This window comes from Georgenia sp. SUBG003 (assembly GCF_000715355.2).
In the GTDB taxonomy this organism is placed as follows: domain Bacteria; phylum Actinomycetota; class Actinomycetes; order Actinomycetales; family Actinomycetaceae; genus Georgenia.
On record NZ_CP180204.1, the window covers coordinates 1,710,707 to 1,735,767 of the forward strand.

Sequence of the window (25,061 nt, forward strand, 5' to 3'; positions counted from 1 at the left end):
CCGCTCGAGCTCCAACCGGCCGATTGATGCTCGCAGAAGCACCGGCACCGCCCAGTGATCGGGCATGCGACGAGGGTCTGACCCCCTAGGCAGTCTCGAACGGCCCGGGCGTACGCGCCCGGGCGTTCCATGTCCGCGGCGCGGCTGCACAGAAGCACCTACACCACCTCGGGCGGCTCCGTCTCCTCGGGCGGCCCCTCCCGCACGGCCCTGAGCACCGCCTCCAGCACCGCGTCGCCCACCTCGTTCCCGAGCCGGACGCCACGCTCGCCGGGAAGCACCTCGGCGATCCGCTCGACAGCCGCCGCCCGTGCGGCCTCGTGGACCCAGATGGACTGCCGCTGCGCCCGTTCCCGGCCGCGCTGCGCCATGGCGAGCAGGTTCAGCCTGGCCAGGTCGCCGGCCCGTGGGTCGTCGTCCGCCCTCACCGCCCGGACGTCGACGTGCCGTTCCTCCGTCATGGGCGCCATTCTCCCTGGACGGCGGCGTCCCGCCACGCTCCTCGTCCGCGGATCTCCGCGACATCGACTTCGGCGGCGAGTTTGGTCCGCGAGCTCACCGGAGGAGCCGAGCGACGCCGTCGGCGATCGTGGCGAGCGCGCCGGCGGCGGCCAGGACGACGACGAGACGGTGCGCCGCGGCGGCGGAGAGCCGCTTGGCGACGAGCTCGCCCAGCGCGACCCCCGCGCCGAGAGCGGCGGCGATGAGCGCCCACGTGACGACGCCGAGCCTGCCGCCAACGCCCGGCTCGACGAGGAGCCGCGCCGCGACGGTGAACAACCCCGTGAGGACGAAGTAGGGCTGCATCGTGGCGGCGAAGCGGACGGTGTCCCAGCGGGTGAGGACGGCGAGCACCGCCATGGCCGGCCCGCTCACGCCCGCGACGACCCCCATCGCGCCGGAGGCGAGGCCGGTGGCGCTCACCACAACAAGGCTCCTGGGCAGCGTGCGGGCACGGACGACGACGGCGGAGCCGATCAGCCCGGCGATGATCAGCGCTCCCGCGGCCACCTGAGCCCACGCCGCGTCCAGCACCGCCGCTGCCGCAGTCCCCGCCGCGATGCCGAGGAGCGCGCCCGGAAGGAGCCGGCCAAGGGTGGGCCAGTCCACGTCGGCTCGGACCCGGCCCAGCACGACGAGCGCCGCGAGCACGCCGAGCGCGGCGATCACCAGCACCCCGGCCGACGGGCCGAGCGCGAGGATGACGAACGGCGCGGCGACCAGCGCGAAGCCCATGCCGGTGACGCGCTGCATCACCGCACCGACGAGAACGGCGAGCACGAGCGCGGCGGTCATGCCGTCCGCCCGACGACGTCTCGTCCACCGGCACGGGGTCGGACACGGACGGGACGCGGCACCGGGTCAAGCTACCCAGCACCGGGCCGTGACCTGACCAGCGCCCGTACCCGGCGCGGTCCACCTGCCCAGCCAGGGCCCCATCGACCTGACCAACTCCCCACATCGGCGAGGTCGAGGTTCTGGTTCGAGATCACCCTCTACCGAACCAGAATCTCGACCTCGTCGGGCAGTGGCGCTCCTACCTCGTCGAGCAGGGGACGCTTACCTGCGCGCGCGCCACCCCTCGGCGATCACGGCCCGGCCGCGTGCGCGCGGCGCGTCAGTCCGACCACGTCGTGACCGCGCTCGAGCAGCTGCCGGGTCAGGTGTGTGCCGATCGCGCCCGTGGCGCCCGCAAGGAGAACTCGCACCGTCGACCTCCGCTTCCGTCCCTTCCGCGCATCCTGCCCGCTCCCGGGAAGCCCTCGCGTCACCGGGGCAGCCGTCCCGGAGGAGATGACCGGGTCCAGCCGAAATTCGCTGGGAGAGGACGGACGGTCTCGCCCAGAATGCCGGGGTGAGCACCCCCACCGCCACCTCCTCGCCCCCCACCGAGGACAGGCCCGCCTGGCGGCGCGACACCGCCCTCTTCCTCAGCGGGCAGACCGTCTCGCTGTTCGGCTCGATGCTCGTCCAGTACGCGGTCATGTGGCACCTGACGCTCGAGACGCGGTCGGGCTCCGTCATGGCGCTGGCTGCGCTGTTCGGCTTCCTGCCCCAGGCCGTCGTGTCGATCTTCGGCGGCGTGTGGGCGGACCGGCACGACCGCAAGCTGCTGGTCATGACCGCGGACGCCGTCATCGCGGCCTCGACTCTCGCGCTCGCGCTGCTCATGCTCGCCGGGGTGACGGACCTGTGGCTGGTGTACGCCACGCTCGCGATCCGCTCGGCCGGCGCCGGGGTGCAGACGCCCGCCGTCACCTCCCTTCTCCCCCAGATCGTCCCGACGGCCAAGCTGATGCGGGTCAACGGCATCAACGGGACCATCCAGTCCGCCATGGTGCTGCTCGCACCTGCTGCGGCGGCCGTCGTCTACGCCAACTTCTCGATCGTGGCGGTCTTCTTCGTCGACGTCGTCACCGCGGTGATCGGCATCGGCCTGCTCGCCGTGCTCTCCGTCCCGCGCCTGGTGCGCCCCGACGGCGAGCGCCCCGGCTACCTCGACGACCTCGTCGACGGCGTCCGGTACGTCGGCAGCCACCGCTTCGTCCGCTGGCTGCTGGCCCTGTTCGCCGTCGTCTTCCTGCTGGTGGTCGCGCCGTCCGGGCTCACGCCGCTGATGATGGTGCGCACCTTCGGCGAGGAGGTGTGGAAGCTGACCGCGCTGGAGGTGGCCTACGGCGTCGGCATGATGATCGGCGGTGCCGTGATCGCCGCCTGGGGCGGGCTGAAGAACCGTGTGCACATGATCGTCGCGTCGGTCTTCGTGTTCGGCGCGCTCTCCATCGCGATGGGACTGTCGAGCAACCTCTGGGTGTTCCTCGGGTTCATGTTCCTGGTCGGGCTGTCGGTGCCGGCCTTCTCCACGCCCGCGATGACGGTGCTGCAGGAGACCGTCGAGCCCGAGCGGCAGGGCCGGGTGTTCGGTTTCGTCAGCATCGTCATGGCCGTCGCGATGCCGATCGGCATGGTGGTCTTCGGACCGCTGGCGGACCGGTTCTCGGTGGAGTCGCTGCTCGTCGCCTCCGGCGCGCTGATGTTCCTCGTGGCGACGGTCGCGGTGGCACTCCCGTCCGGGCGGCGGGCGATCGTGAGCGCGAGCCCCGGCGGCGGCGCGGACGGCGGGGACGACCCGGTTCCGGCGGCCTCACCCGCGCCCGACGCCGCACGCTGACAACCACCCTGCCGTACTCCCGGCGGGCTCTTGGACACCGCCTCGGCCGAGGCCGATCATGGCCGCGAGGGTCCGACACCGGCGTCGGACCCACTCCTCGCGCGGGAGCCGGTGTGATTCTCGAGCATCATGTCGCCAGGGTCAGCGTCGCGGGTACGGCCGTGCTCGTCGGGATCCTGTTCCTGGCGGTCCGGCTGCTGCCGCTCTCCCCGGACGTGAGCGACGCGGCCGGTCAGCTGGCCCTCGCCCTTCCGCTGCTCGCTCTCCTTGTCGTGGTGCTCCGGTTCTGGCCGGTGCGCCCCGGGCTCCTCGCGCGGGTGGCGCGGGGCACGCTGGTGACCGGGCTCGCGCTCGCCTCGCTGGGCCTGCTCGGCGACGCGGCAGTCGCGTTCCGTGCCGGCGAGGGGGGCACCACCGGCAACGCCCTCGCCGCCCTGCACGAGGTCAGCACCGCCGTCTGGGTCGTCGGCCTCGTCGCGGTCGGTCTGAGCGCGCTGCTGACGTCGGTCGACCTGCTCGCCCAGGCGCACGGCCTCGAGAGCTCACGGGCGCTGACTCTGGCGGGTGTCGCCGTCGTCGTCGTGGTCACGGGGGTTCGCCGTCGGGGGGGATGCTGCTCCGCTACTGAGGCGGGGGTCGGCGGCGCTCGGTAGCGTGGGCGCAGCAGCGTCAGGCGGGTTCTCCGGCCCGCCTCGGAGCAAGGGTGCGAGAGGTGACGCATGAGGATCAAGCAGCAGCTCGTCGTCTTCGACGCCGCCGACCTGGACGCCGAGAGCCGCTTCTGGGCCGGCGTGCTCGGCGGCACGGTCGACGCCGACGACGACTGGCACACCGTCTCCGTCGACGGCGAACCACGGATGGCGGTCCAGCTGGCGCCGGACCACGTCCGGCCCGAGTGGCCGCACGGGAACCCGCAGCAGATCCATCTCGACCTGTGGGTCGACGACATCGACTCCGCCCACCAGCACGTCACGGCACTCGGCGCCGAGCTGCTCAAGGCGGCCGACGAGAACGACGAGCCGGACGCCTTCCAGGTCTACGCCGACCCGGCCGGCCACCCGTTCTGCCTCTGCTGGGTCAGGCCCGGGCAGCGGTGAGCCAGGAGCACGGCGGACGACGTCACGGCGTCCAGCTCATCGCCTACGCCGACCGGTTCGGCGGCTCGGTCCGCGGCCTGCTCGACCTGCTCGACGGCCCTCTCGCCGGGGTCTTCGACGGCGTGCACCTGCTGCCGTTCTTCACCCCGTTCGACGGCGCCGACGCCGGCTTCGACCCGGTCGACCACACCGCCGTCGACCCCCGGCTCGGGACGTGGGCGGACGTGCACGAGCTCGCCGGCTCTCGCACCCTCATGGCCGACCTCATCGTCAACCACGTCTCCGCCGACTCGGCCGAGTTCCGCGACGTGGTCGCCCGCGGTACGGCGTCGGAGCACGCCGGGATGTTCCTGACGATGTCCGACGTCTACCCGGACGGCGCGGGCGAGGACGAGCTCGCCGGCATCTACCGCCCCCGGCCCGGGCTGCCGTTCACGCCGATGAGCCTCGGCGGGCGTCGGCGCCTGGTGTGGACCACGTTCACGCCTCGGCAGATCGACCTCAACCTCGCCCACCCCGCCGGGCAGGCGTACCTCGACCGCGTGCTCTCGGCGCTGACCGACGGCGGGGTGTCGATGGTGCGCCTGGACGCCGTCGGGTACGCGGTGAAGACGGCCGGGACCTCCTCGTTCATGACGCCGCAGACGTTCGGCTTCATCGAGGACCTCACCGCCCGGGCGAGGGAGCGTGGCGCGGAGGTGCTGGTGGAGATCCACTCGCACTTCGAGCGGCAGGTGGCCATCGCCGCGCGCGTGGACCGCGTCTACGACTTCGCGCTCCCCCCGCTGCTGCTCCACGCCCTGTACACCGGGGACGCCGCGGCGCTGCGCCGTTGGCTGGCCGTCCGGCCGGCCAACGCCGTCACGGTGCTGGACACGCACGACGGGATCGGCGTCGTCGACGTCGGGCCCGACCAGATCGAGGAGAACCGTCCCGGGCTGCTGACCCCGGAGCAGGTCCACGACCTCGTCGAGGGCATCCACACCCGCTCGGGCGGGCAGTCGCGGCAGGCCACCGGGTGGGCGGCGTCGAACGTCGACATCTACCAGGTCAACTGCACCTACTACGACGCGCTCGGCGGCGACGACGACGCCTACCTCCTCGCGCGGGCCGTCCAGCTCTTCGTGCCGGGCGTGCCGCAGATCTACTACGTCGGGCTGCTGGCCGGCCGCAACGACATGGAGCTGCTCGCCCGTACCGGCGTGGGCCGGGACATCAACCGCCACCACTACACCCGCGAGGAGATCGAACGCGACCTCGAGCGGCCGGTGGTGCGGCGGCTGCTGGAGCTGGTCCGGCTGCGCAACGCCCACCCGGCGTTCGGCGGCGACTTCCGCGCGGACGGCGACGGCTCCGTCGTCGTCCTGAGCTGGCGGGCGGGCGGGCACCGCGCCAGCCTCGAGGCTGACGTGGCCGCCGGGACCTTCCGGATCGAGGCGACTCCGGCCCAGGCGTAGCGCCGGGAACGGACGGCCGAAGCTGTCGCCCAAAAGCCTCGCGCCGGGCGCCGCCGGGCCGACAGACTTGCCACACACCAACCACCGTGCGAGGAGGCACCGTGACCACCCGACTCAACCCGTACATCTCCTTCCGGGACAACGCACGCGAGGCGCTGGAGTTCTACCACGGCGTGTTCGGCGGCGACCTGAGCATGAGCACCTTCGCCGAGTTCCAGATGAGCGACGATCCCGCCGACGCCGACAAGATCATGCACGGCCAGCTCGAGGCCGCGAACGGACTGACCCTCATGGCGGCGGACACCCCGAGCTCCATGGAGGCCGTCGACTCCAGCAACATCACCATCTCGCTCAGCGGCGAGGACGAGACCGAGCTTCGCGGCTACTGGGACAAGCTCAGCGACGGCGGCAACGTCACGATGCCGCTGGACATGGCTCCCTGGGGCGACCACTTCGGCCAGCTCACCGACCGCTTCGGTGTGGCGTGGATGGTCAACATCGCGGGCCAGGGCGGCGGGCAGGGCGACCAGGGCGGCCAGAGCTCCTGACATCGGGCCCCGACCGCGCGGCGACCTGATCGCCGCGGTACGGAACGCGCTGGCCGGCGGCGGGGACCCCGTCCGCGCGCCGGCCAGCGCCGGTACCTGCGCTCCGAGATGCCGCTGCGCGGCTACCGCCTGCCCGAGCTGCGGGGACCTGGACGCCGAGGTGTCCACCGTGGCGGTGTGCGGCGGGGCCGGCGACTCGTTGCTCGGGCAGGGTCCGCGCCCTGGGCGCCGACGTCTACGTCACTGCCGACCTGCGCCACCACCCCGCCTCCGAGCACCTCGCGGGGGGGCCGTCCCTATCTCGTGGACACGACGCACTGGGCGAGCGAGTGGCCGTGGCTGCCGCGCGCGGCGGAGGTGCTTCGCAGCGCGGCCGCCGCGCGCGGCGCTAGGTTGGACGTGCACGTCTCCACGCTCGTGACCGACCCGTGGGACCTGCAGCTGGCGCCGCAGAACGACGGCGGGCCAGGTTCGACGACCGTAGGAGGACGCCCGTGACCACAGCCCCGCCGCAGGAGCAGCGACGCCTGCTCGACCTCCAGGCGCTGGACACGCGCCTGGCGAAGCTCGCCCACCAGCGTCGCACCCTGCCCGTCCTCGCCACGCTGGCGGAGCTCGAGGGCCGCGGCGACGATCTTCACCGTGCCCAGGTCGAGGCCCGGACGGTCGCCGCGGACACCCGGCGGGAGCTGACCAAGGCCGAGGGCGACGTCGAGCAGGTGCGGTCCCGCGCCGCCCGCCACCAGGCGACCCTGGACTCGGGCAAGGGCCTCTCGCGCGAGCTGGTCGCCCTGCAGAGCGAGCTCGCGCAGCTGGCGGAGCGCCAGGCCGTTCTCGAGGAGATCCAGCTCGAGGTCATGGAGCGCATGGAGACGGCGGAGGCCCGGGTGGCGGAGCTCGAGGCGCAGGAGCGGGCCGTCGCCGCCGACGTCGAGCGGCACACCGCCGAGCGCGATGCGGCGTTCGCCGACCTCGACGCGGAGATCGCGCGCACGCGCGCCGACCGCGACGAGCTTGCCTCGGGGATGGACGGGGAGCTGCTCGACCTGTACGAGTACGCCCGTTCGCGTACCGGCGGGCTGGGGGTGGTGGCGCTTCGCGGCCACCGCACCGAGGGAGCGCAGATCGACTTCTCGCTCAGCGAGCTCGCCGCCATCGACGCCGCCGCCCCGGAGGAGGTGCTCGTCTCCGAGGAGCACGGGTACGTCCTCGTGCGCCTCGACTCCGACGCAGCCTCCGGCCGCGCGTGAACGACGCGGGCCCCGGCCGGGCGGGGCCGGTCGACACCCCGCCAGCGGGCAGGGCCGGTACGGAGCCGCTCGTCGGCACGGTCGGGATCCGGCCGCTCCACGCGGGCGACGGTGCCGCCCTGGCCCGCGCCTACGTCCGCAACCGTGACCACCTCGCCCCCTGGGAGCCCCGGCGCCCGGAGAGCTGGTTCACCGGGCACGGTCAGGAGGAGAACGTCGCCCGTCGCCTGGCCGAGCACGAGCGGGGCGCGACCCTCGCGTGGGTGCTCGTCGACGGCGACGACGTGGTGGGCACCATGACCGTCGGCGGCATCGTGCGAGGGCCGTTCCTCAGCGGGAACCTCGGGTACTGGATCGACGGCACGTACACCGGCCGGGGTCTCGCCACCGCCGCGGTGGCGTACGCCGCCGCGGCGTGCGCGGAGGACGGGCTGCATCGCCTGCAGGCGGGGACCCTGCTCCACAACGCCGCCTCCCAGACCGTGCTGCGCCGCAACGGCTTCGAGCCGATCGGCGTGGCCCGCAGGTACCTGTGCATCGCCGGCAGCTGGCAGGACCACGTACTCCTCGAAAGGATCCTGGAGGACCGGACCGGGTCTGCAGCTGCCTCCGCCGCGTCCGGCTGACGCGGATGCCGCTCAGGCGCGCTCGACGAGCGTGAGGACGCGCCGCCTCGCTGCGGCGTCGTGGAGCTCGACGGCGTGGACGGCGCCGTCCGCGGCGAGCTCGCCGGCGGCGTCGGCAAGCTGCTCCGCGGTCCGCGGAGGTCTCCCCGTCCGGGTGAGCAGGTGGTGGGTGAGCAGCCCCCGCGCGTGCTTGGCGTTGTGGGAGACGACCTGGCGTCGCCCGTCCTGCTCACGCACGACCTGCACCACCACGTGCTCGGCCGAGCGGGGCGGGCGCCAGGCCGCGGCGTACGCCGCCGAGCGGCAGTCGACGACGACGTCGCCGGACGCCTCCCCGTCGAGCACCTCGGCCAGACGGTCGCGCCAGAAGGGTGCGAGCCTGCCGGTGCCCGGCAGCGCCGCGCCCATGGACAGCCGGTACGCGGGCACCCGGTCGCCCGGAGCGAGCACGCCCCAGAGGCCGGAGAAGATGCGCACGCTCTGCCCGGCGCGGCGCCGGGCGGTGCCGGTGAGCTCGGGCAGCCTGGCGGCGGCGTAGAGAACACCGGTGTAGAGATGTGCGGCAGGTGCGGCGTGCGCGCTGCGCAGGGTGGTGTTGCGCCCCACCTCGTCGGCCACCCCGGCGCCGACGCCGAGCACCTGGGGGCCGTCCGGGCGGGCCGAGACGGCGGCGAGCTCGTCCAGCACTCGTTCCCGTGCCTGCGTGAGCTGGGACGCGGAGAGGGCGGAGAGATCGACCGGGGCGCCACGGGTGGGCGCGGCCTTGCCCTCGGAGGGCGGGAGGAGCACGAGCACCCCGGGATGGTAGTCCGGTCGGTGCCAGGAGGCCGCCGGCCGCCCGCCGGGTGGGACCGACGCCGCGCGCAGCGCCGGGACCGGTAGCATGGAGCCGCGGATGAGTCGGCCAGGCGGTCGCGTCACGCCGGCCCCGGCCGGTGTGCCGAGGAACGTCCGGGCTCCGCAGGGCAGGGTGGTGGGTAACGCCCACCCGGGGCGACCCGCGGGAAAGTGCCACAGAGAGCAGACCGCCTTCCTGGTCCGCCAGGGAGGTAAGGGTGAAACGGTGGTGTAAGAGACCACCAGCACGGCGGGTGACCGTCGTGGCTCGGTAAACCCCACCCGGAGCAAGACCAGACAGCAGACGCTCGAGGGCTGCCCGCCCGAGTCTGCGGGTAGGTCGCTCGAGACGTGCGGCAACGCACGTCCTAGATGGATGGCCGCCACCGCGGCGCCGGCGACGGCGCCGCGGGACAGAACCCGGCGTACCGGCCGACTCATCCGCCCCCGCCGGCCACCGGGTCGTGGCGGTCCCCGGAGCGATGCGGTCCGGCGTCCCGCTGAGCGCAAGTACCTCCGTCGGCCAGCGACAGGCTCAGCGGGTGAAGGGCGACTGGCCCCCGCGGGGCGCGAGAGGCTCAGCGGGTGAAGGGCGACTGGCTCCTGCGGCGCCCGACTCTCTCAGCGGACGACGGCGACCCAGAGGGACGAGTCCTCGGCGAGCTCGGCCGCCGTGTACGAGTAGGCGTGCTCACGGTTGGGCGAGCTGGGGTTGCGCAGCGTCACGGTGTAGGCCTCGGCCTGCGGCAGGTCGTCGAAGGTGACCGTCCACGAGCAGCCGCGGTCGCCGGAGGTGACGGGGTCGGTCACCGTGGCCGAGGTGAGCACCCTGCCCTCGCCGTCGGAGACCTCGATCTCGGTGCCGTCGAAGAACGTGTCCGCGTACACCGCGGGGTCGCACTCGGCGCCCTTGCGGGTCGACGCGTCCGAGAGGACCACCTCGAGGGACTCCGGACGCTCCGGCGCGCGGGGCACGGCGGTGGTCGCGAGCACCGCGATGCCGGCTGCGGCGATCACGGAGATCGCGCCCCAACGCATGGCTTTTCCGCTGGTCATCGCCCCTCCTCACGCACCCGGAACTCCACCTGAATGCTATCGGAGCAGAGCTTCCTCACCGATGTGATCCTCCCGACGGCGCGCCGCGCCGGACCTCCCGCCGCCCCCCCGGCAGCAGGCCCCGCCGTCATGGATCATGGATCAGTACTCGTTCGGCATGAGGATCCACAGGATGAAGTAGACGAGGAACTGGCTGCCCGGCAGCACCATCAGCAGCAGCACGAACAGCAGCCGGGCCACCCACGGGCTGAGCCCGAAGCGCCGCCCGAGCCCCGCGCACACGCCCGCGATCACGCGGGTGTCGCGCGGACGGACGAGGCCGGTGCGGCCCACGGACTGGCGGATGTCGGTCATGACAGATCCTTTCGGTGTCGGTACCTCAACGGTGCCGCACCAGCCCGCCACGTGCATCGGGGTCGGACCCTGAAGTTCACCCTGATCCGCGCGAGCGGAGAGCGGCGACCTGACGCTCGTGCTCGCCGCGCGTCCAGGGGTCGCCGAGCCGGGCGTCCCGGTCCTCGCCGACGCGGCCACCGGCGGCGATCAGGTCGAGGTACCGCCGGTCCGCGTCCACTCGCGCCAGGGCACCGGCCCGGTCGGTCGGGTGCCCGTGGCCGGGCACGAGCACCCGCACGTCGTTCTCCCGCAGCGCGGACGCGAGTCGCTCCAGGCCGGCCGCGTAGTCCCCCGACCGGGTCGGCCGCGGAGAGGTCCAGGAGCGGGACCTCCAGGTCGGAGAGCATGTCGCCCGCGATCATGACCCCGCGGGCGAGGACGGCGGCGTGGCCGGGCGCGTGGGCCTCGTGCGCCACCACCGACGTGGCCGGGCCGTCCCACGCCAGCAGCGTCGCGCCGTCGGGGAGCCCGGTGATCGCCGCGACGGCGTCCAGCCCGGGCACCTCGTCCCCGGCCTGCTCACGCAGCTCGGCGGCGCGCTCCCCCGGTGGCGGCGGACCAGAACCGGGTGACGTCCCCGGGACGGTCGAGCACGAGGAAGCCCCAGCCCTGGGAGAACCCCGCGCTCGGCGCCCGGACGGCGTTGCGCAGCAGCCGGTCGACCGCCGCGGCCTCGACCGGCTCGGGGGAGTAGCGGCGCACCATCCGCCGCCGTCGCACGACGTCCTGGAACTCCATGCCGGGAATGATGACAGGGCCTGGCCCCCGGGCGTCGTGGCGGCCCCCGTCGCGGCGCGGCTGGAGAGGGCAGCGGCACGGTCCCCGGGGCGTGCGAGGGCCGCGGGTCGTCCGGCCTGCCGGTCCGGAAGGTCGGGACTAGCCTGGTTGTCACGGTGACCGAGCCGACACCCCTGGCGAGGCGCCGCGCATCCACAAGATGACGAAGGAGTCTGAGCCGTGACCACCTTGTCGCGCCCGGAAGCGCCCCGCACCGCCCCGCTCGCCTCGTTCCGGGTTCCCGGCCCGTTCGACCCCGCGCACGGCCACGAGCAGGTGACCTTCTGCAACGACGCAGCCAGCGGCCTGCGCGCCATCATCGCGATCCACAGCACCGCCCTCGGCCCGGCGCTGGGCGGCACGCGGTACTACCCGTACGGCTCCGAGGACGCCGCGCTCGCGGACGTCCTGCGCCTGTCCAAGGGCATGACGTACAAGAACGCCCTCGCCGGCCTCGACCTCGGCGGCGGCAAGGCCGTCATCATCGGCGACCCCACCCGCGAGAAGTCCGAGGCGCTGCTGCGCGCCTACGGCCGGTTCGTCGAGTCCCTCGGCGGCCGGTACGTCACGGCCTGCGACGTCGGGACGTACGTGGCCGACATGGACCTCGTCCACCGGGAGACGAACTTCGTCGTCGGGCGCAGCCGCCCGCACGGCGGCGCGGGCGACCCGTCCGTCCTCACCGCGTTCGGCGTCTTCACCGCCATGCGGGCCTGCGCCGAGCACGTCTGGGGCTCGGTCTCGCTGCGCGGCCGCACGGTCGGCGTGGCGGGCGTCGGGAAGGTCGGCCACCTCCTCGTGAACCACCTGCTCGAGGCCGGGGCCTCGGTCGTGGTCACCGACGTCAGCGACCGGGCGGTCGACGCCGTCCGCAGCGCCCATCCCGAGGTCGCCGTGGTCCCGGACACCGACGCGCTCATCCGTGCCGCCCTCGACGTCTACGCCCCCTGCGCCCTCGGCGGTGCGCTGGACACCCCCACGGTGGAGGCCCTGCAGGCCCGCGTGGTGTGCGGGTCGGCCAACAACCAGCTTGCCGACGACGGCGAGGGCGGCATCCCCGAGCGCCTCCTCGCGCGGGGGATCACCTACGCCCCGGACTACCTGGTGAACTCCGGCGGCGTGATCCAGGTGTCGGACGAGCTGGAGGGGTTCGACTTCGAGCGCGCGAAGCACCGGGTGGAGAAGCTGTTCGACGCGACGAAGGCCGTGCTGGAGCGCGCCGAGGAGCAGGGCATCAGCCCGGCGCGTGCCGCGGACCACCTCGCCGAGGAACGGATCACCGCGATCGGCGCGTCGCGGATGTACCTGCCCGGGCGGCGCTGACGGGCACGGGGCACGCCTTTCCGGTGCCTCGCCGACGGGGACCCGGCCCGCCGGGCGTGCTCAACCCTGTGCGGTGCGGGACTCCGGCGCGGTGCCGCCCGTCGGCGCCTCGGCCGTCATCAGCGCGGTCAGCTCCGCCTGCTGCGCGGCCGAGGGCATGCCCCAGCCCGGCCGGTACCGCACAACCTCACGCAGCGGCCTACCCTCCTGGTTGCCCGCCAGGATCTCGACGTCGTCGACGTCGATGAGGCCGGGGTGCAGCACGCCGCACGACTCGGCGACCTTGAGCAGATCGCGTCGCAGCGTGCGGATGTAGCCGGCGAGCCGGACCGACTTCAGGGCCGGGTCCAGCCCGCGGGCCAGCCAGGCGTTCTGGGTGGCGACGCCGACCGGGCAGGTGTCGGTGTGGCACTTCTGCGCCTGGATGCACCCGATGGACAGCATGGCCTCGCGGGCGACCCCCAGCAGGTCGCACCCCAGCGCGAGGGCGACGATCGCGTTGTCGGCGAGGCCCAGCTTGCCGGAGCCGACGAACACGATGTCGTCCGTCAGCCCGGCCTCGGCGAAGATCCCGTACACCCGGGGGAAGCCCACGCGGAACGGCAGCGCGACGGAGTCGCTGAAGGTCAGCGGTGCGGCGCCGGTCCCGCCCTCACCGCCGTCGACGGTGATGAAGTCGACCCCGCGCTCCCCGTCCGCCATGGCCGCGGCCAGGTCCCGCCACACCTCGAGGTCGCCGACGGCGGACTTGATGCCCACCGGCAGCCCGGTCTCGGCGGCGAGCAGCTCGACCCAGTCCAGGAGGCTGTCGACGTCGCTGAACTCGGCGTGCCGGGACGGGCTGATGCAGTCCTCGCCCGCCCGGACGCCGCGGATCTCCGCGATCTCGGCGGAAACCTTCGCGGCGGGCAGCACCCCGCCGAGGCCAGGTTTGGCGCCCTGGCTGAGCTTGATCTCCAGCGCCCGTACCGGCGCGGAGGCGACGAGGTCCTTGAGCCGCTCGAGGTCGAACGCGCCGTCGAGGTCGCGGCAGCCGAAGTAGGCGGTGCCGATCTGGAACATGAGGTCGCCGCCGTGGCGGTGGTGCGGGGAGAGGCCGCCCTCGCCGGTGTTGTGGAGGGCGCCCGTCATGGCGCAGCCCTCGTTGATCGCCCGGACGGCGTTGCCGGAGAGGGAGCCGAAACTCATGGCGGACACGTTGACGACCGACTCGGGGCGGAACGCCCGGGCGCGGCCCCGCGCGGCGCCCATCACCTTGGCGCACGGGAGCCTGATCTCCTCGCCGGCTCGTGGGTGCGACGGCGGGGTGACGGCGGAGAAGGTGCGGTGCTTGATGATCGGGTAGCCGTCGGTGCTCTCGACGTCGTTGTCGGTGCCGAAGCCGAAGTAGTTGTTCTCGCCCTTGGCCGAGGCGTAGATCCACCGCCGCTGGTCCCGGGTGAACGGCCGCTCCTCGTCGTTGCCCGCGACGACGTACTGCCGCAGCTCGGGGCCGATCCGCTCGATCGCGAACCGTGCGTGGCCGACGACGGGGAAGTTGCGCAGGAGGGTGTGGCGCCGCTGCAGGAGGTCGTGCGCGGCGACGCCGGCCAGGCCGGCGAGGGGCAGGAACGCCTTCGTCCACCTCATGGAGGCGAGTGTCCCGCCCGCCCGGAAGTCGCGCCATCCGGGGCCCGACCGGCAGGGGGGCGCGGCGGACGACGACGCAGGGTCGGGTTCGGCGTCGTCGCGGCAGAGGACGACGCGGGACGGCCCCGGCGTCCTCGCGACCGGCCGAGGCCCCCGGACCCTGGGGGGTCGGGGGCCTCGGCGGCTGCGCACGTCCGCTCAGTAGGTGGTGCGGTCCTCCTCGGGCGCCGGGACGGCGGAGCCCTCGTCGGTCGCGTTGCCCGCGGCCAGCTGCGGCGCCGCGGACGTGCCCCCGCCCTTGAGCGCAGCCAGCCGGGCCTCGATCTCGGCGTTGCGTCCGTAGTCCTCGAGCTCGGCGAACTGGGACTCCAGCGTCGAGCCCTGCAGCTCCGCGTGGCCGGCCACGCGGGCCTCCTCGCGGCGCACCTGCTCCTCGTAGCGGGCGATCTCGCTGGTCGGGTCCATGATGTTGATGGACGAGATGGCGCCCTGCACGGTGGCCTGGGCCTCGGCGGTCTTGGCGCGGGCGACGAGCTGGTCGCGCTTGCTCTTGAGCTCGTCGAGCTTCACGCGCATCTGGGTCAGGCCGACCTTGAGCTTCTCGACGACCTCGTTCTGCGAGTCGATCATCGGCTCGGCGGCCTTGGCCTCGTTCTCGGCGGTGATCTGCTTGCCGATGGCGATCTTGGCCAGGTCGTCGAAGCGGGCGGCCTCACCGGCGTTGCCGACGCCGCGGAGCTCCTCGGCCTTGTTCGCGGCGGCGAGCGCCTTCTGCCCCCAGTCGCGTGCCTCGGCGAGGTCGGCCGCGTGGTCCTGCTCCGCCAGGCGGAGGTTGCCGATGGTCACGGCGACGGCGTCCTCGGCCTCGGCGATCGAGGAGGTGTAGTCGCGCACCAGCTGGTCGAGCATCTTCTGCGGGTCCTCGGCGCGGTCGAGGAGGGCGTTGATGTTCGCGCGGGTCAGCTGGGCGATGCGGCCCAGGATGCTCTGCTTCTCTGCCATGGTGGTGCCCTTCTTGGTTGGGGTCTCGTTCACGATTCTGAGTCTCGTGGCGTGGTTGGCGGAAGGTGCTTGCTACCGGCGGGGCTCGGCCGCCCGGCAGGGCGGCGTGCGCGTACGGGCGCCGTCGTCGGGGCGGCCGTCAGAAGCGGCCCCCGCCGCCACCGAAGCCGCCGCCAGCCCGGCAGCCCGGCAGCCCGGACGAGGGTCCGCCCGCCGGTGCTGCGCCGTCGGCGATTTCTTCCCTGTCCGCGCCGGTGCCTATCCTGCGGCCGTGACGGCCACCACACCAGACGACCCCAGCGGCGCCCGCCCGCCGATCTTCGCCCTCGACGACGACGGCGCCCCGGCGTACCGCGGGCACCGCGTCGCCGAGCTGGTGGGCACGTCGTTCGACCGCGTGTGGGGCATGCTCGTGGCCGACGGCGAGCGGCTGCCCCGCGCCGAGCCGTTCAATCTGCCCGTGCGCACGGGCGACACCCGCGCCGACGTGCTGTCGGCCCTCGCCCAGCTCACCCCGGCGTGGTCCTACCGGCCGCTGCCCGAGATCGACCACGCGCTCGCGCGGGAGAACCTCGCCCGGGCCTCGGCGATGATGATGAGCTTCGTGGCCCAGTCCGCCCGCGGGCACGACATCCCGGCCGTCCCCCAGCGGGAGGTGGACCTGGTCGACACGGCGACGCAGCGCTTCCTCGTCCGCTGGCGCGGCGAGGCCGATCCCACCGCGGTGCGGGCGCTGGACATCTTCTGGCTCGCCGTCGCCGAGAACGGCGTGACGCCGTCCACCCGCACCGCCCGCCTCGCGGCGGAGGTCGGGGCCGACGCCGCATCCTGCCTGGCGGCCGCGGTCGCCGTGGGCGGTGGTCCCTTCCTCGGCGGCTCGGTGGCGCGGGGGGCTCTCCGTGGTGGAGGAGGTCGAGCGCACCGGCGACGCCCGGCGCGTCGTCGAGGCCTACGCCGACGCGCACGGCGGCTCCCTGCACGGCTTCACCGACGCGCTGCCGCGGGACCTGCGGGCGCGGCTGCTGCGCGACGCGTGCGTCGAGGTGGGCGCCCGTCACCTGGAGGCGGGCGACGCCATCGCCGAGGCGGCGCACGAGATGCTGCTCGAGCGGGGCCGGACGGTGGAGGAGTCGGCGGCCAACACGATGTTCTGGGGCGCGATCCTGCTCGATCACCTCGGCGTGACCGCGCCGCTGATGTGCGCGCTGTACCTGTGCGGGCGCACCGCCGGCTGGTCCGCCCACGTCCTCGACGTGCACGCCTCCCTCTGAAGCCTGGCGGCGCGCGGCCGGCGGGGCCTACCGTCGGCGACGTGAGCGACGTCCGCATCGAGCGCTGGGGCCCCGACGACCTGTGGCTGCTGCGGCGCGCCAACTCCGCCGAGATGACGCGGTACCTCGTCGCCTCGGAGACCGACGACGAGCTCGAGAACCGGCACGCCAAGTACCTGCGTCACTGGGAGACGGGCGAGGCCCGGATGTTCCGCATCGTCGCCGACGGCCAGGACGCGGGCGGGATCGGCTGGTGGTCGACGCGGTGGCTCGACGAACCGGTGCACGAGACGGGCTGGTTCGTCCTGCCGGAGCTCCAGGGCCGGGGCATCGCCGCGGCGGCCGTCGCCCTGGTGGTCGCGGACGTGCGCGCCCACGGCACCCACCCGCTGCTGACGGCGTTCCCCAGCGTGGAGAACGCCGCGTCCAACGCGCTGTGCGCGCGCACGGGGTTCGCCCTCCGCGGCACCGACGAGGCGGAGTTCCGCGGCGCCATGCTGCGGTGCAACGCCTGGGTGCTCGACCTGCGCACGGTCGGGCGCGCAGATCCGCCGGAAGCGGCCGGCAGTGCGGGACCTACGGCGCCGCGCCGCCCCGCCGGCAGCTGAGCGGCAACCGGTCCGCGCTGCGCGAGCGACGCCCCGTCCGGCCGCGAGGAGGAGGATCATCCCCACGAAGGCCCCGATGCCACGTGCGCGGACACAAGCAGGGTGGGCCGCCGGAACTCCGGCGGCCCACCCTGCGGCGGTAGTGAAAGGGTCAGCTCAGGCCGTCGAGGACCTTCGCGGTGCCCGACAGGCCCAGGCGGGTGGCGCCGGCGGCGATCATCTCGAGCGCCGCCTCGGTGGTGCGGATCCCGCCCGAGGCCTTGACGCCGAGGCGACCGCCCACGGTGCGGGCCATCAGCTCCACGGCGTGCACGGAGGCGCCGCCGGCCGGGTGGAAGCCGGTGGAGGTCTTGACGAAGTCGGCGCCGGCGGCCTCGGCGGCCCGGCAGACGGCGACGATCTGCTCGTCCGTCAGGGCGGCGGACTCGATGATGACCTTCAGGACCACCGGCGCGGGGGCGGCGGCACGCACGGCGGAGATCTCGGCCTGTACCTCGTCGTAGCGGCCGGTGGTGGCCAGCGCGAGGTTGATGACCATGTCGATCTCGTCGGCGCGTCGGCCGCGGAGCGGGCGGCCTCGGCGGCCTTGACGTCGGCGTGGTGGGCGCCGGAGGGGAAGCCGCAGACGGTGGCGACCTTGACGTCGCCGGTGTCTCCCAGCGGCAGCATGCTCGGGGAGACGCACACCGAGTACGCGCCGAGGCGCCCGGCCTCCGCGACCAGGGCGGCGACGTCGTCGGCCGTGGCCTCCGGCCTGAGCAGGGTGTGGTCGACGACGCTGGCGACGGACACCGTCGTCACCGGCGCCTCCAGGGTGCGTGCGGCGGCCTCGGTCAGGTGCTTCGGGGTCATCTTCTGCCTCCAGACCCCTGGGCGGGGTCGCTCGTCCGTGATCTCGGGCGCGGCTGCGTCCCGGTCCTGATCGGTGACGGGATCGGCGTCCGGGTCGACGGCTTCAGGAGGCCTCGACCGGGCCGGACCGGCGCGGGGAAGGTCCGCGGCCGGTGTCGCCCGTGACTCCCATGGTAGGGACGCGCTCCCCGCCCGGCGCGGGACGAAGGACGGGTCACGTGTGCCGTTGGACACGTCCTGGTCCGGGAGGGCTGCGCGCGGCGGAGCGGGTGGGCGGCCCGGGGCGGCGGCCGGGCCGGGGTTCGTGCGCGCCGGCGGGCGGCGCGGGCCACGAAACGTGCGGGGGCCGGGACCACCTCGTCGGTGGTCCCGGCCCCCGCCGGTCTCGGCGCTGTTGAGCGGAGGTCAGTCGGCCGTGGTGTCCCAGCCGTAGTCGGGCATGTCGAAGAAGTCGTCACCGTCGAGGGTGTCGACGGCTCCGGTCGCCATCGAGTCGACCAGCGACTCCAGGCCGGTCTGCACGGACTGGGTGAGCATCCCGCCCATCTTCTGGCCGAAGCTGTGCGACTGCCCGCGCACCTCGAACAGCACGGTCGCCGTCCCGTTCAGCGCGAAGGCCGAGCGGCCCTGGCCCGCGAACTCACGCTCGTCCGGGTGGAGGTAGCGCCCCACCGCCGCCAGCGGCGACTGCTCGCCGTACGCCTCCTGGATGCCCTGGGCGACCGCCAGCGCGTGCCGGCGGGAGGCGTCCTGGTCCAGGAGCGGCCACTCGGCGAGGTACGCGGCGCCGTCGTCCACCCCGAGCGGCGGGTAGTCGAGCGCGACGGAGATCTGCCTGCCGTCCTGCGGACCACCCGTCAGGGCGTTGCACGGTCCCATGTGGTGGAGGTCGACGAACGCGTCCACGGTCCCGAACTCGTCGCGCAGGTCGAGGTAGAGGTCGCGGACCGCCCGGGACTCGGGAGCGAGGAAGAAGCCGGCGTCCGTGCCCACCCCCGGCAGGTCCTCGGGGCTGGGGACGTAGTCGAGGTCCGGGTTGAAGTCCCGGTTGAGGTCGAACCCGGGCAGGTCGATCCCGAGGTTGCTCGCGCGGTGGTACCACGCCGTCGGCGCACCCTCGAGCTGCGGGTACTGCTCGACGACGTCCTCCCAGCTCAGCACGCTGGTGCGGCGGTTGAGCTCGAGCCCGTCGGGGTTGGCGATCGGCAGGGCGACGAGGGTGAGCCCCTCGAGCGCCCGGAGGGTGTCCGGGTCGTTGCCGGTGGCCAGGTCGTTCAGCAGTCCGAGCAGCGCCTCCGTGCCGGTCCGCTCGTTGCCGTGGACCGCGCTCTGTACGATCAGGACGCGGTCTCCGGTCCCCACCCGGGCAGCGTGGATGTCGCGCCCCTCGGCGCTCTGGCCGATGACGTCGACCTCCACGCGTCCGTCGCTCGTGGCCTCGAGGCGGGCGAGCTCCGCGGCGACCTCCTCGTAGCTGCTCCAGCCGGAGGCCTGCGGGTCGTCCTGGGTCCTGCAGGTGCCCGACGCCGGGTCGCCCGCGTTCCGGTGCGGCTCTGCCGCCGCCGGCGCGAGCGCGACGAGCGGCAGGGCGACGGCAAGTGCCGCGGAGCCGCAGACGGCAGCGGACCGTTTGCTCAAGTGCATGCTGGTTCCCTCTAGTTTGAGCGTCCACCACATGCCCGCCGGGCACATGGTGCTCACCTGATCAGGTGATGACCCGATCGTGGCGAAGCATTAAGCCAAATGGGAGAGTCGGGGCTGGAAAGTAACGGCCATGTCCACAAGCGGCCACGGACACCCGCGGGCGCCGGTGACACGACCCCGTGCCGCCGCGGCCGCCGCCGGTGCTGCTGGCCCGCGTCGCCGCCGGCGGTCGGGCTGACGGCCAGGGTGGCCGTGCTCGAACGGGGCGACCGGACCGTGCTGCGGCGCGGCGGCGAGCCGCTGACCGCGAGCGAGCGCATGCGCCTGCTGGTGGCCCGCGCCGTCCACGGCGAACCGCCGCTGGTGGTCCTGGACCGCGTGGACACCAGGCTCGGCGAGGGCGGGCGCGAGGTCGTCGACCGGCTCTGGCAGCAGTACCCGGGTGTCGTCGTCGCGGCGAGCGACGCGCCGGACGCCCTGCCGGGAACCCCGACCGTGTGGGACCTCGACGGCGTGCCCCCTGGTGCCCGGCCCGTCGTGCTGGCGAGGGCGGGAACCTCCGGACCCGCCGTTCGTTCCACCTGGGGAGAGCGGCGGAAGGAGCACGCATGAGCTACGTGTACAAGGTCGTCCAGCTTCGCGAGGGCATGATCGGCGGCAAGGTCTCGGCCGACAAGCTCGAGAGCGTGCTCAACGACCACGCGCGCCAGGGCTGGCAGCTCAAGGCCATCACGTCCACCGACGTCAAGGGCCGTGTGGGCCCGGGTTCGGTGGAGGGGCTCCTCGTGACCTTCGAGCGGCCGGCGGGCTGAGAGGCGTGCTCGGGCGGTCACGCGCACAGGGGGCGCATGACCGCCCGGGTGCGGCGGCGCAGGGGCCGCCTCACGCCCCGCCGAGCACCTGGGCCAGCAGGATCTTGACGACCATCGCCGTCGGGTAGACGAGGGCGTACCCCAGTGCGACCCGGGGGTCGTGACCGGTGCGGCCGTTGGCGAAGGCGAGCAGCGCGGGCTGGGTCTGCGCCCCGGCGACGATTCCGGAGAGGCGGGTCCCGCCGGTGCGGAAGCCCCACCGCATAGCGACGAACAGACCGGCCCCGACCACCACGGTGACGGCCGCGCCGAGCAGCAGGATCGTGACGACGTCGCCGGAGGCGAAGGCGCCGAGAATCTGGCCGCCGGCGTTCGCGCCCGCGTAGGCGAGGAAGACGAGCAGCCCGAGCTCCGAGAGCACCGCGGTCGCCGTCTGCGGGAGCGAGGTCACGACCGGCCCCACCCGACCGACCCGGCCCAGGACCAGGCCGACCAGCAGCGTGCCAGCGGCCGCGCCGATCGTGAAGGAACCGCCACCGGGCACCGGGACCGGGAGCTCGCCGAGCAGCAGGCCGACGACGAGGCCGAGACCCAGAGCCGCGGGATTGATGTCCGACAGCCCACGGGCCGAGTCGCCCAGATATGCCGTCACCTCCGCGATCCGGTCCCGCGGCGCGACGACCCGGACGCGGTCGCCCAGCTGGAGCGCTAGTCCGGGGACGGCGACCTGGTCGACGTCCCCGCGCCGGACCCGCACCACGGTCGCCTGGAACCGCTCCTCCAGGCCGAGCTGCGCGACCGTGCGCCCGGCGTGCGCCAGGGTCGAGATCGTGATCCGCCGGTTGTCGAGGCGGCTGCGGTCGGCGACGAGGTCGTGGGAGGAGAGGTGCCCGAGCTCGGCGACGGCGGCCGCGACCACCGGCTCCGGCCCGACCACCGTGACGACGTCACCACGCGCGAGGACGTCGTCGCCGGTGACCGGCTCGGCCGGTCCCTCCTCGGTGTGCCGGATGCGGGAGAAGCGCAGCTCGTCACCGTGGCTGTGCTGGATGTCCGCCACCGTCGGGCGGTCGTCGCGGTCCACCCGCACGGTGCGGTCCACGACGGGGGAGGGGGCGTCCGTGTCCTGCCCGCGCCGGCGCAGCGCGAGCGAACAGACGACGAGCATGCCGAGCACGCCGAAGAGGTAGGCGACGGAGTACCCGACCGTCGCCTCCGGGGTGCCACCGGCGGCCGCCAGGGCCGGCGTGTTGGTCAGGGCGCCTGCGAAGGTGCCCGCCACGGTCTCTCGTCCGAGTCCCAGGACGGTACCGAGCCCGGCGGCCGTCCCTGCCCCGGCCACCAGGATCAGGGCGACGGCGAGCATCAGCGGCCAGGCGGTGCGCACCGCGTGGAAGAAGTTCGGTCCGGAGGAGATGCCGGTGACGAAGGCGAAGAGGGCCAGCCCGAGTTGCCCGACGACCGCGGGGATGGTCAGGGCGACACCGTTGCTAGCGCCCCAGGCGGCGAGACCGATGGCGGTGAACAGCACCGCCGCGGCGCCGAGCGAGACTCCCCGCACGCTGAAGCGGCCGACCAGTGCTCCCACGCCGACGACGAGGAAGAGCAGGACGAGCGGTTGTTCGGCGAGCGTCTCGAGCATGGCGAAGTCCCTCGGGCATGGTGTGCGGTCTGCACGGCACCGTGTGCCGGGTTCGGTCCGACGGTATCGGGTGGTTCGTCCTGCCCGGCCGGTCCGGAGGTCACTGGCGCGGTGTCGGCCGCGTCACCGCGCTGCTCCGACGAGCTCGGTCCTGACGTGGCCGGACGTCGTGAGGGGGCGGTGCGGAACTCCTCGCCGCGTGTCCCCGCACCCTCTCGACGGCCCCACGGCTGCGTGCCAGGCTGGACACGTGAAGATGCTCAGGGACGACGACGTCCAGTCGCGCGTGGGCCTGGAGGACTGGCGGGTGCTGGCCGGCCGGCTCCACGGCACGTTCCGTTCCGGGTCGATGGCGCGCGGCATCGACCTCGTCCGGCGTATCGGCGAGGTGGCCGAGGAGATGGACCACCACCCCGACGTGGATCTGCGCTACTACCGCGTGCACGTCACCCTCACCACGCACGCGGCCCACGGGCTCACCGAGCGCGACGTCGCCCTCGCCGCCCGCATCAGCGAGGCGGCGGCCCAGCTCGGCATGCCGGCCGAGCCAGGCCGGCCGCGGGCGGTGGAGATCGCCGTCGACGCGCTCGACATCCCGGCCGTGATGCCGTTCTGGAAGGCGGTCCTCGGCTACCGGACGAAGCTCGGCGCGGACGGCGACGAGGCCGCCTCGGTCGATCTCGAGGACCCGGACGCCCGCGCACCGGGCGTGTGGTTCCAGCAGATGGACGCGCCCCGGCCCGGGCGTGGCCGCCTCCACGTCGACGTGCACGTGCCGCACGACGAGGCCGAGGCCCGCGTGCGAGCGGCCCTGTCGGCCGGGGGGGCACCTCGTGACGGACGTCTACGCACCGGCGTGGTGGGTGCTCGCCGACGCCGAGGGCAACGAGGCGTGCGTCTGCACGTGGCAGGGACGGGACTGAGAACGTCGTCGGCCGAGGACGGGCGGTGAGGTCGGCGCGGTCCACAGTGCGGATCCATTCTCCACATTGTGAGACGCCTAGGTCCGGAGGTGACGCGTGCCGCACCTCGGGTCTATGGTGAGGACCATGCAGTTCCGGACCGTAGTACTTACCTCGCGCGCAGCAGCCCGCTGAGCCGGGAAACGCTGCGCGCACCCCTCGACCTCCCTGCCGGGACGAGGGGTTTTTCATGCCCGGCACCGCACCACGTCCGCACCACCGCCCGACCCCAGGAGGCACACGATGGCCAAGGCACCGCACCCGGCGCCACCTCGCCCCGCCGCACCGGCGGCCTCTCCCGTCCGGGTGGCGCCCGCGGTAGCCCCCCCGCGCGAAGATCACGGAGCCGTCCTCGGGCGCCCGCAACATCGTCCGCGCCCTGGAGGAGCAGGGCGTCGACACGATCTTCGGCATGCCGGGCGGGGCGATCCTTCCTACCTACGACCCCCTCTACGACTCCACGAGGCTGCGCCACATCCTGGTCCGGCACGAGCAGGGCGCCGGCCACGCCGCCACCGGGTACGCCGCCGCCACCGGGCGGGTGGGCGTGTGCATGGCCACCTCGGGCCCCGGCGCGACGAACCTCATCACCCCGCTGGCCGACGCGCACATGGACTCGGTCCCCCTCGTCGCCATCACCGGTCAGGTCGGTGCGTCGATGATCGGCACCGACGCCTTCCAGGAGGCGGACATCGTCGGCGCCACCATGCCGCTGACGAAGCACTCCTTCCTCGTCACCGACCCCGCGGAGATCCCGGCCCGGATCGCCGAGGCCTTCCACATCGCCTCCACCGGCCGGCCCGGCCCGGTGCTCGTGGACATCGCCAAGTCCGCCCAGCAGGCGACCTCCGAGTTCGTCTGGCCGCCGCAGATGGACCTGCCCGGGTACCACCCGGTGACCAAGCCGCACGCCCGCCAGGTGCGGGAGGCCGCCCGCCTGCTCGCCACGGCGCGCCGGCCCGTCCTGTACGTCGGCGGTGGTGCGATCCGCGCGGACGCGGCCCGCGAGCTGGCGGACCTGGTGAACCTCTCGGGCGCCGCCGTCGTCACCACGCTCATGGCCCGCGGTGTCGTGCCCGACTCCCACCCGCAGAACCTGGGCATGCCCGGCATGCACGGCACGGTGCCCGCGGTGGCAGCACTGCAGAAGGCCGACCTCATCGTCGCGCTCGGCGCCCGCTTCGACGACCGCGTCACAGGGCAGCTCGACAGCTTCGCGCCCAGGGCGACGATCGTCCACGCGGACATCGATCCCGCGGAGATCTCGAAGAACCGCACCGCGGACGTGCCGATCGTGGGCGACCTGAAGGAGGTCGTCGCCGACCTGACGGTCGAGCTCAGGGCCGCCCACGCCCAGCACGGACGGCCGGACCTGGAGAACTGGTGGAAGCAGCTCGACGAACTGCGCCACACCTACCCGCTCGGCTGGGCGCCCACCGAGGACGGGCTCATGGCGCCGCAGCACGTCATCTCCCGGCTGGGGGAGATCTCGGGACCGGAGAGCATCTACGTCTCCGGTGTGGGCCAGCACCAGATGTGGGCCGCGCAGTTCATCAGCTACGAGCACCCGCGCACGTGGCTGAACTCGGGCGGACTGGGCACCATGGGGTACGCGGTCCCGGCCGCCATGGGCGCCAAGGTCGGCAGGCCGGACGCCACCGTGTGGGCCATCGACGGCGACGGCTGCTTCCAGATGACCAACCAGGAGCTCGCCACGTGCGCCCTGGAGGAGATCCCGGTGAAGGTGGCCCTGATCAACAACTCCTCCCTCGGCATGGTCCGGCAGTGGCAGACCCTCTTCTACGAGGGCCGCTACTCCCACACCGACCTGCACACCGGCCACGAGACCAAGCACATCCCGGACTTCGTCAAGCTCGCCGAGGCCTACGGCTGCGTGGGGCTGCGGTGCACGTCGACCGCCGACGTCGACGCCACCATCAAGCGGGCCATGGAGATCGACGACCAGCCCGTCGTCGTCGACTTCGTGGTCAGCCGCGACGCGATGGTCTGGCCCATGGTGGCGGCGGGCGTGAGCAACGACGACATCCAGTACGCACGCGGCATCACCCCGGCGTGGGACCGCGACGAGTGAGGAGCAGC

The 25,061-nt window shown here is 73.7% G+C and carries 25 protein-coding genes, 1 other RNA gene and 5 pseudogenes; 18 read left to right on the forward strand and 13 right to left on the reverse strand.

Annotated elements, in window-relative coordinates; all coding sequences use genetic code 11:
* Positions 1-158: 158 nt before the first annotated feature.
* The 3 genes from DA06_RS08380 to DA06_RS08390 all read right to left on the reverse strand — a co-directional run bounded on the left by DA06_RS08380 (position 159) and on the right by DA06_RS08390 (position 1,709).
* The gene (locus tag DA06_RS08380) at positions 159-461 is read right to left on the reverse strand and encodes a hypothetical protein (RefSeq protein ID WP_418607394.1); all 303 of its coding nucleotides are present in this window, start codon (positions 459-461) and stop codon (positions 159-161) included.
* 94 nt (positions 462-555) lie between these two features.
* A complete protein-coding gene (locus DA06_RS08385) occupies positions 556-1,296 on the reverse strand; it encodes a TSUP family transporter (protein ID WP_043499041.1) in 741 nt (246 codons plus the stop codon).
* A gap of 293 nt (positions 1,297-1,589) precedes the next feature.
* Positions 1,590-1,709 carry an NAD-dependent epimerase/dehydratase family protein gene (locus DA06_RS08390; RefSeq protein ID WP_418607395.1) on the reverse strand — a complete coding sequence of 40 codons (120 nt, stop codon included), beginning with the start codon at positions 1,707-1,709 and terminating at the stop codon, positions 1,590-1,592.
* 146 nt (positions 1,710-1,855) lie between these two features.
* Here DA06_RS08390 and DA06_RS08395 point away from each other — a divergent pair, with 146 nt between their 5' ends.
* From DA06_RS08395 to DA06_RS08430, 8 genes and pseudogenes are all read left to right on the forward strand, one after another.
* The gene (locus DA06_RS08395; protein ID WP_418607396.1) at positions 1,856-3,172 is read left to right on the forward strand and encodes an MFS transporter; all 1,317 of its coding nucleotides are present in this window, start codon (positions 1,856-1,858) and stop codon (positions 3,170-3,172) included.
* 113 nt (positions 3,173-3,285) lie between these two features.
* The gene (locus tag DA06_RS08400) at positions 3,286-3,825 is read left to right on the forward strand and encodes a hypothetical protein (protein ID WP_418607397.1); all 540 of its coding nucleotides are present in this window, start codon (positions 3,286-3,288) and stop codon (positions 3,823-3,825) included.
* A 66-nt stretch (positions 3,826-3,891) separates the two neighbouring features.
* Positions 3,892-4,269 carry a VOC family protein gene (locus DA06_RS08405; protein WP_043499046.1) on the forward strand — a complete coding sequence of 126 codons (378 nt, stop codon included), beginning with the start codon at positions 3,892-3,894 and terminating at the stop codon, positions 4,267-4,269.
* Positions 4,266-5,726: a sucrose phosphorylase gene (gtfA, locus tag DA06_RS08410; protein WP_052436527.1), complete on the forward strand. Its 1,461-nt coding sequence runs from the start codon at positions 4,266-4,268 to the stop codon at positions 5,724-5,726. Before DA06_RS08405 ends, gtfA begins: the two co-directional genes overlap by 4 nt.
* 101 nt (positions 5,727-5,827) lie before the next feature.
* Positions 5,828-6,274: a VOC family protein gene (locus DA06_RS08415; protein WP_043499048.1), complete on the forward strand. Its 447-nt coding sequence runs from the start codon at positions 5,828-5,830 to the stop codon at positions 6,272-6,274.
* A gap of 142 nt (positions 6,275-6,416) precedes the next feature.
* Positions 6,417-6,772, forward strand: a pseudogene (locus DA06_RS08420) (Nif3-like dinuclear metal center hexameric protein); the annotation flags it as partial.
* Positions 6,769-7,524, forward strand: coding sequence for a zinc ribbon domain-containing protein (locus tag DA06_RS08425; RefSeq protein WP_043499058.1), 756 nt, complete (start codon positions 6,769-6,771; stop codon positions 7,522-7,524). The pseudogene DA06_RS08420 and the gene DA06_RS08425, both read left to right, overlap by 4 nt.
* Entirely contained in the window at positions 7,521-8,150 is a 630-nt protein-coding gene (locus DA06_RS08430) for a GNAT family N-acetyltransferase (protein ID WP_418607399.1), read from the forward strand. Before DA06_RS08425 ends, DA06_RS08430 begins: the two co-directional genes overlap by 4 nt.
* Positions 8,151-8,162: 12 nt before the next feature.
* Here the strand turns inward: DA06_RS08430 and DA06_RS08435 are convergent, their stop codons facing one another.
* Positions 8,163-8,945: a YaaA family protein gene (locus DA06_RS08435; protein ID WP_043499066.1), complete on the reverse strand. Its 783-nt coding sequence runs from the start codon at positions 8,943-8,945 to the stop codon at positions 8,163-8,165.
* A gap of 101 nt (positions 8,946-9,046) precedes the next feature.
* Between DA06_RS08435 and rnpB the strand changes: the two genes are divergently transcribed.
* An RNA gene (rnpB, locus tag DA06_RS08440) (RNase P RNA component class A) lies at positions 9,047-9,431 on the forward strand.
* Between the two features lie 177 nt (positions 9,432-9,608).
* Here the strand turns inward: rnpB and DA06_RS08445 are convergent.
* The 4 genes from DA06_RS08445 to DA06_RS08460 all read right to left on the reverse strand — a co-directional run bounded on the left by DA06_RS08445 (position 9,609) and on the right by DA06_RS08460 (position 11,177).
* Positions 9,609-10,043 carry a hypothetical protein gene (locus tag DA06_RS08445; protein WP_418607401.1) on the reverse strand — a complete coding sequence of 145 codons (435 nt, stop codon included), beginning with the start codon at positions 10,041-10,043 and terminating at the stop codon, positions 9,609-9,611.
* A gap of 141 nt (positions 10,044-10,184) precedes the next feature.
* Positions 10,185-10,397, reverse strand: a complete 213-nt coding sequence (locus tag DA06_RS08450) for a PspC domain-containing protein (RefSeq protein ID WP_248256079.1) — start codon at positions 10,395-10,397, stop codon at positions 10,185-10,187.
* Between the two features lie 76 nt (positions 10,398-10,473).
* On the reverse strand, positions 10,474-10,677 hold the full coding sequence (locus DA06_RS08455; RefSeq protein ID WP_418607402.1) for a hypothetical protein: 204 nt from the start codon (positions 10,675-10,677) through the stop codon (positions 10,474-10,476).
* Positions 10,678-10,958: 281 nt separating this feature from the next.
* Positions 10,959-11,177 (reverse strand): nitroreductase family protein, encoded by a 219-nt coding sequence (locus tag DA06_RS08460; protein ID WP_418607404.1) that lies wholly within the window; start codon positions 11,175-11,177, stop codon positions 10,959-10,961.
* A gap of 219 nt (positions 11,178-11,396) precedes the next feature.
* Between DA06_RS08460 and DA06_RS08465 the strand changes: the two genes are divergently transcribed.
* Positions 11,397-12,539, forward strand: a complete 1,143-nt coding sequence (locus DA06_RS08465) for a Glu/Leu/Phe/Val family dehydrogenase (protein ID WP_418607406.1) — start codon at positions 11,397-11,399, stop codon at positions 12,537-12,539.
* Positions 12,540-12,599: 60 nt separating this feature from the next.
* On the opposite strand, the gene DA06_RS08470 is transcribed toward DA06_RS08465, so the two are convergent.
* A complete protein-coding gene (locus tag DA06_RS08470; RefSeq protein WP_043499074.1) occupies positions 12,600-14,168 on the reverse strand; it encodes an FMN-binding glutamate synthase family protein in 1,569 nt (522 codons plus the stop codon).
* Between the two features lie 198 nt (positions 14,169-14,366).
* Positions 14,367-15,170 (reverse strand): PspA/IM30 family protein, encoded by an 804-nt coding sequence (locus DA06_RS08475; protein WP_052436529.1) that lies wholly within the window; start codon positions 15,168-15,170, stop codon positions 14,367-14,369.
* On the opposite strand from DA06_RS08475, the pseudogene DA06_RS08480 reads away from it, so the two are divergent.
* From DA06_RS08480 to DA06_RS08490, 3 genes and pseudogenes are all read left to right on the forward strand, one after another.
* Positions 15,169-15,987 (forward strand): annotated as a pseudogene (locus DA06_RS08480) (citrate/2-methylcitrate synthase); the annotation flags it as partial. The gene DA06_RS08475 and the pseudogene DA06_RS08480 overlap by 2 nt on opposite strands.
* Before the next feature lie 85 nt (positions 15,988-16,072).
* Positions 16,073-16,441: a citrate/2-methylcitrate synthase gene (locus DA06_RS08485; RefSeq protein WP_418607409.1), complete on the forward strand. Its 369-nt coding sequence runs from the start codon at positions 16,073-16,075 to the stop codon at positions 16,439-16,441.
* Positions 16,442-16,482: 41 nt separating this feature from the next.
* Positions 16,483-17,049, forward strand: a complete 567-nt coding sequence (locus tag DA06_RS08490) for a GNAT family N-acetyltransferase (protein ID WP_052436532.1) — start codon at positions 16,483-16,485, stop codon at positions 17,047-17,049.
* Between the two features lie 151 nt (positions 17,050-17,200).
* Here the strand turns inward: DA06_RS08490 and deoC are convergent.
* Together deoC and DA06_RS08500 are read right to left on the reverse strand one after the other, a co-directional pair.
* Positions 17,201-17,901, reverse strand: a pseudogene (gene deoC / locus DA06_RS08495) (deoxyribose-phosphate aldolase).
* Between the two features lie 405 nt (positions 17,902-18,306).
* Positions 18,307-19,539 carry a M14 family zinc carboxypeptidase gene (locus tag DA06_RS08500; RefSeq protein WP_052436533.1) on the reverse strand — a complete coding sequence of 411 codons (1,233 nt, stop codon included), beginning with the start codon at positions 19,537-19,539 and terminating at the stop codon, positions 18,307-18,309.
* Between the two features lie 258 nt (positions 19,540-19,797).
* On the opposite strand from DA06_RS08500, the gene DA06_RS08505 reads away from it, so the two are divergent.
* The gene (locus DA06_RS08505) at positions 19,798-20,157 is read left to right on the forward strand and encodes a hypothetical protein (RefSeq protein WP_418607411.1); all 360 of its coding nucleotides are present in this window, start codon (positions 19,798-19,800) and stop codon (positions 20,155-20,157) included.
* The gene (locus tag DA06_RS08510; RefSeq protein ID WP_043499091.1) at positions 20,154-20,357 is read left to right on the forward strand and encodes a DUF4177 domain-containing protein; all 204 of its coding nucleotides are present in this window, start codon (positions 20,154-20,156) and stop codon (positions 20,355-20,357) included. The genes DA06_RS08505 and DA06_RS08510 overlap by 4 nt, the downstream gene beginning before the upstream one ends.
* 70 nt (positions 20,358-20,427) lie before the next feature.
* Here DA06_RS08510 and DA06_RS08515 read toward each other — a convergent pair whose 3' ends face one another.
* Complete coding sequence (locus DA06_RS08515; RefSeq protein WP_043499093.1) at positions 20,428-21,999, reverse strand: aspartate:alanine exchanger family transporter; 1,572 nt, start codon at positions 21,997-21,999, stop codon at positions 20,428-20,430.
* Positions 22,000-22,255: 256 nt separating this feature from the next.
* Here DA06_RS08515 and DA06_RS08520 point away from each other — a divergent pair.
* From DA06_RS08520 to DA06_RS08530, 3 genes and pseudogenes are all read left to right on the forward strand, one after another.
* Positions 22,256-22,717, forward strand: a pseudogene (locus DA06_RS08520) (4a-hydroxytetrahydrobiopterin dehydratase); the annotation flags it as partial.
* Between the two features lie 115 nt (positions 22,718-22,832).
* Positions 22,833-22,922 carry a hypothetical protein gene (locus DA06_RS08525; RefSeq protein WP_418607938.1) on the forward strand — a complete coding sequence of 30 codons (90 nt, stop codon included), beginning with the start codon at positions 22,833-22,835 and terminating at the stop codon, positions 22,920-22,922.
* Positions 22,923-23,204: 282 nt separating this feature from the next.
* Positions 23,205-25,053: pseudogene (locus tag DA06_RS08530) on the forward strand (acetolactate synthase large subunit).
* The last annotated feature ends 8 nt before the right edge of the window (positions 25,054-25,061 follow it).

Excerpts from the sequence above, each read along its gene's own strand:
- DA06_RS08380 (WP_418607394.1), bottom strand. The coding sequence starts at position 461 with ATGACGGAGGAACGGCACGTCGACGTCCGGGCGGTGAGGGCGGACGAC.
- DA06_RS08385 (WP_043499041.1), bottom strand. The coding sequence starts at position 1,296 with ATGACCGCCGCGCTCGTGCTCGCCGTTCTCGTCGGTGCGGTGATGCAG.
- DA06_RS08405 (WP_043499046.1), top strand. The coding sequence starts at position 3,892 with ATGAGGATCAAGCAGCAGCTCGTCGTCTTCGACGCCGCCGACCTGGAC.
- DA06_RS08445 (WP_418607401.1), bottom strand. The coding sequence starts at position 10,043 with ATGACCAGCGGAAAAGCCATGCGTTGGGGCGCGATCTCCGTGATCGCC.
- DA06_RS08450 (WP_248256079.1), bottom strand. The coding sequence starts at position 10,397 with ATGACCGACATCCGCCAGTCCGTGGGCCGCACCGGCCTCGTCCGTCCG.
- DA06_RS08460 (WP_418607404.1), bottom strand. The coding sequence starts at position 11,177 with ATGGAGTTCCAGGACGTCGTGCGACGGCGGCGGATGGTGCGCCGCTAC.
- DA06_RS08470 (WP_043499074.1), bottom strand. The coding sequence starts at position 14,168 with ATGAGGTGGACGAAGGCGTTCCTGCCCCTCGCCGGCCTGGCCGGCGTC.
- DA06_RS08475 (WP_052436529.1), bottom strand. The coding sequence starts at position 15,170 with ATGGCAGAGAAGCAGAGCATCCTGGGCCGCATCGCCCAGCTGACCCGC.
- DA06_RS08510 (WP_043499091.1), top strand. The coding sequence starts at position 20,154 with ATGAGCTACGTGTACAAGGTCGTCCAGCTTCGCGAGGGCATGATCGGC.
- DA06_RS08515 (WP_043499093.1), bottom strand. The coding sequence starts at position 21,999 with ATGCTCGAGACGCTCGCCGAACAACCGCTCGTCCTGCTCTTCCTCGTC.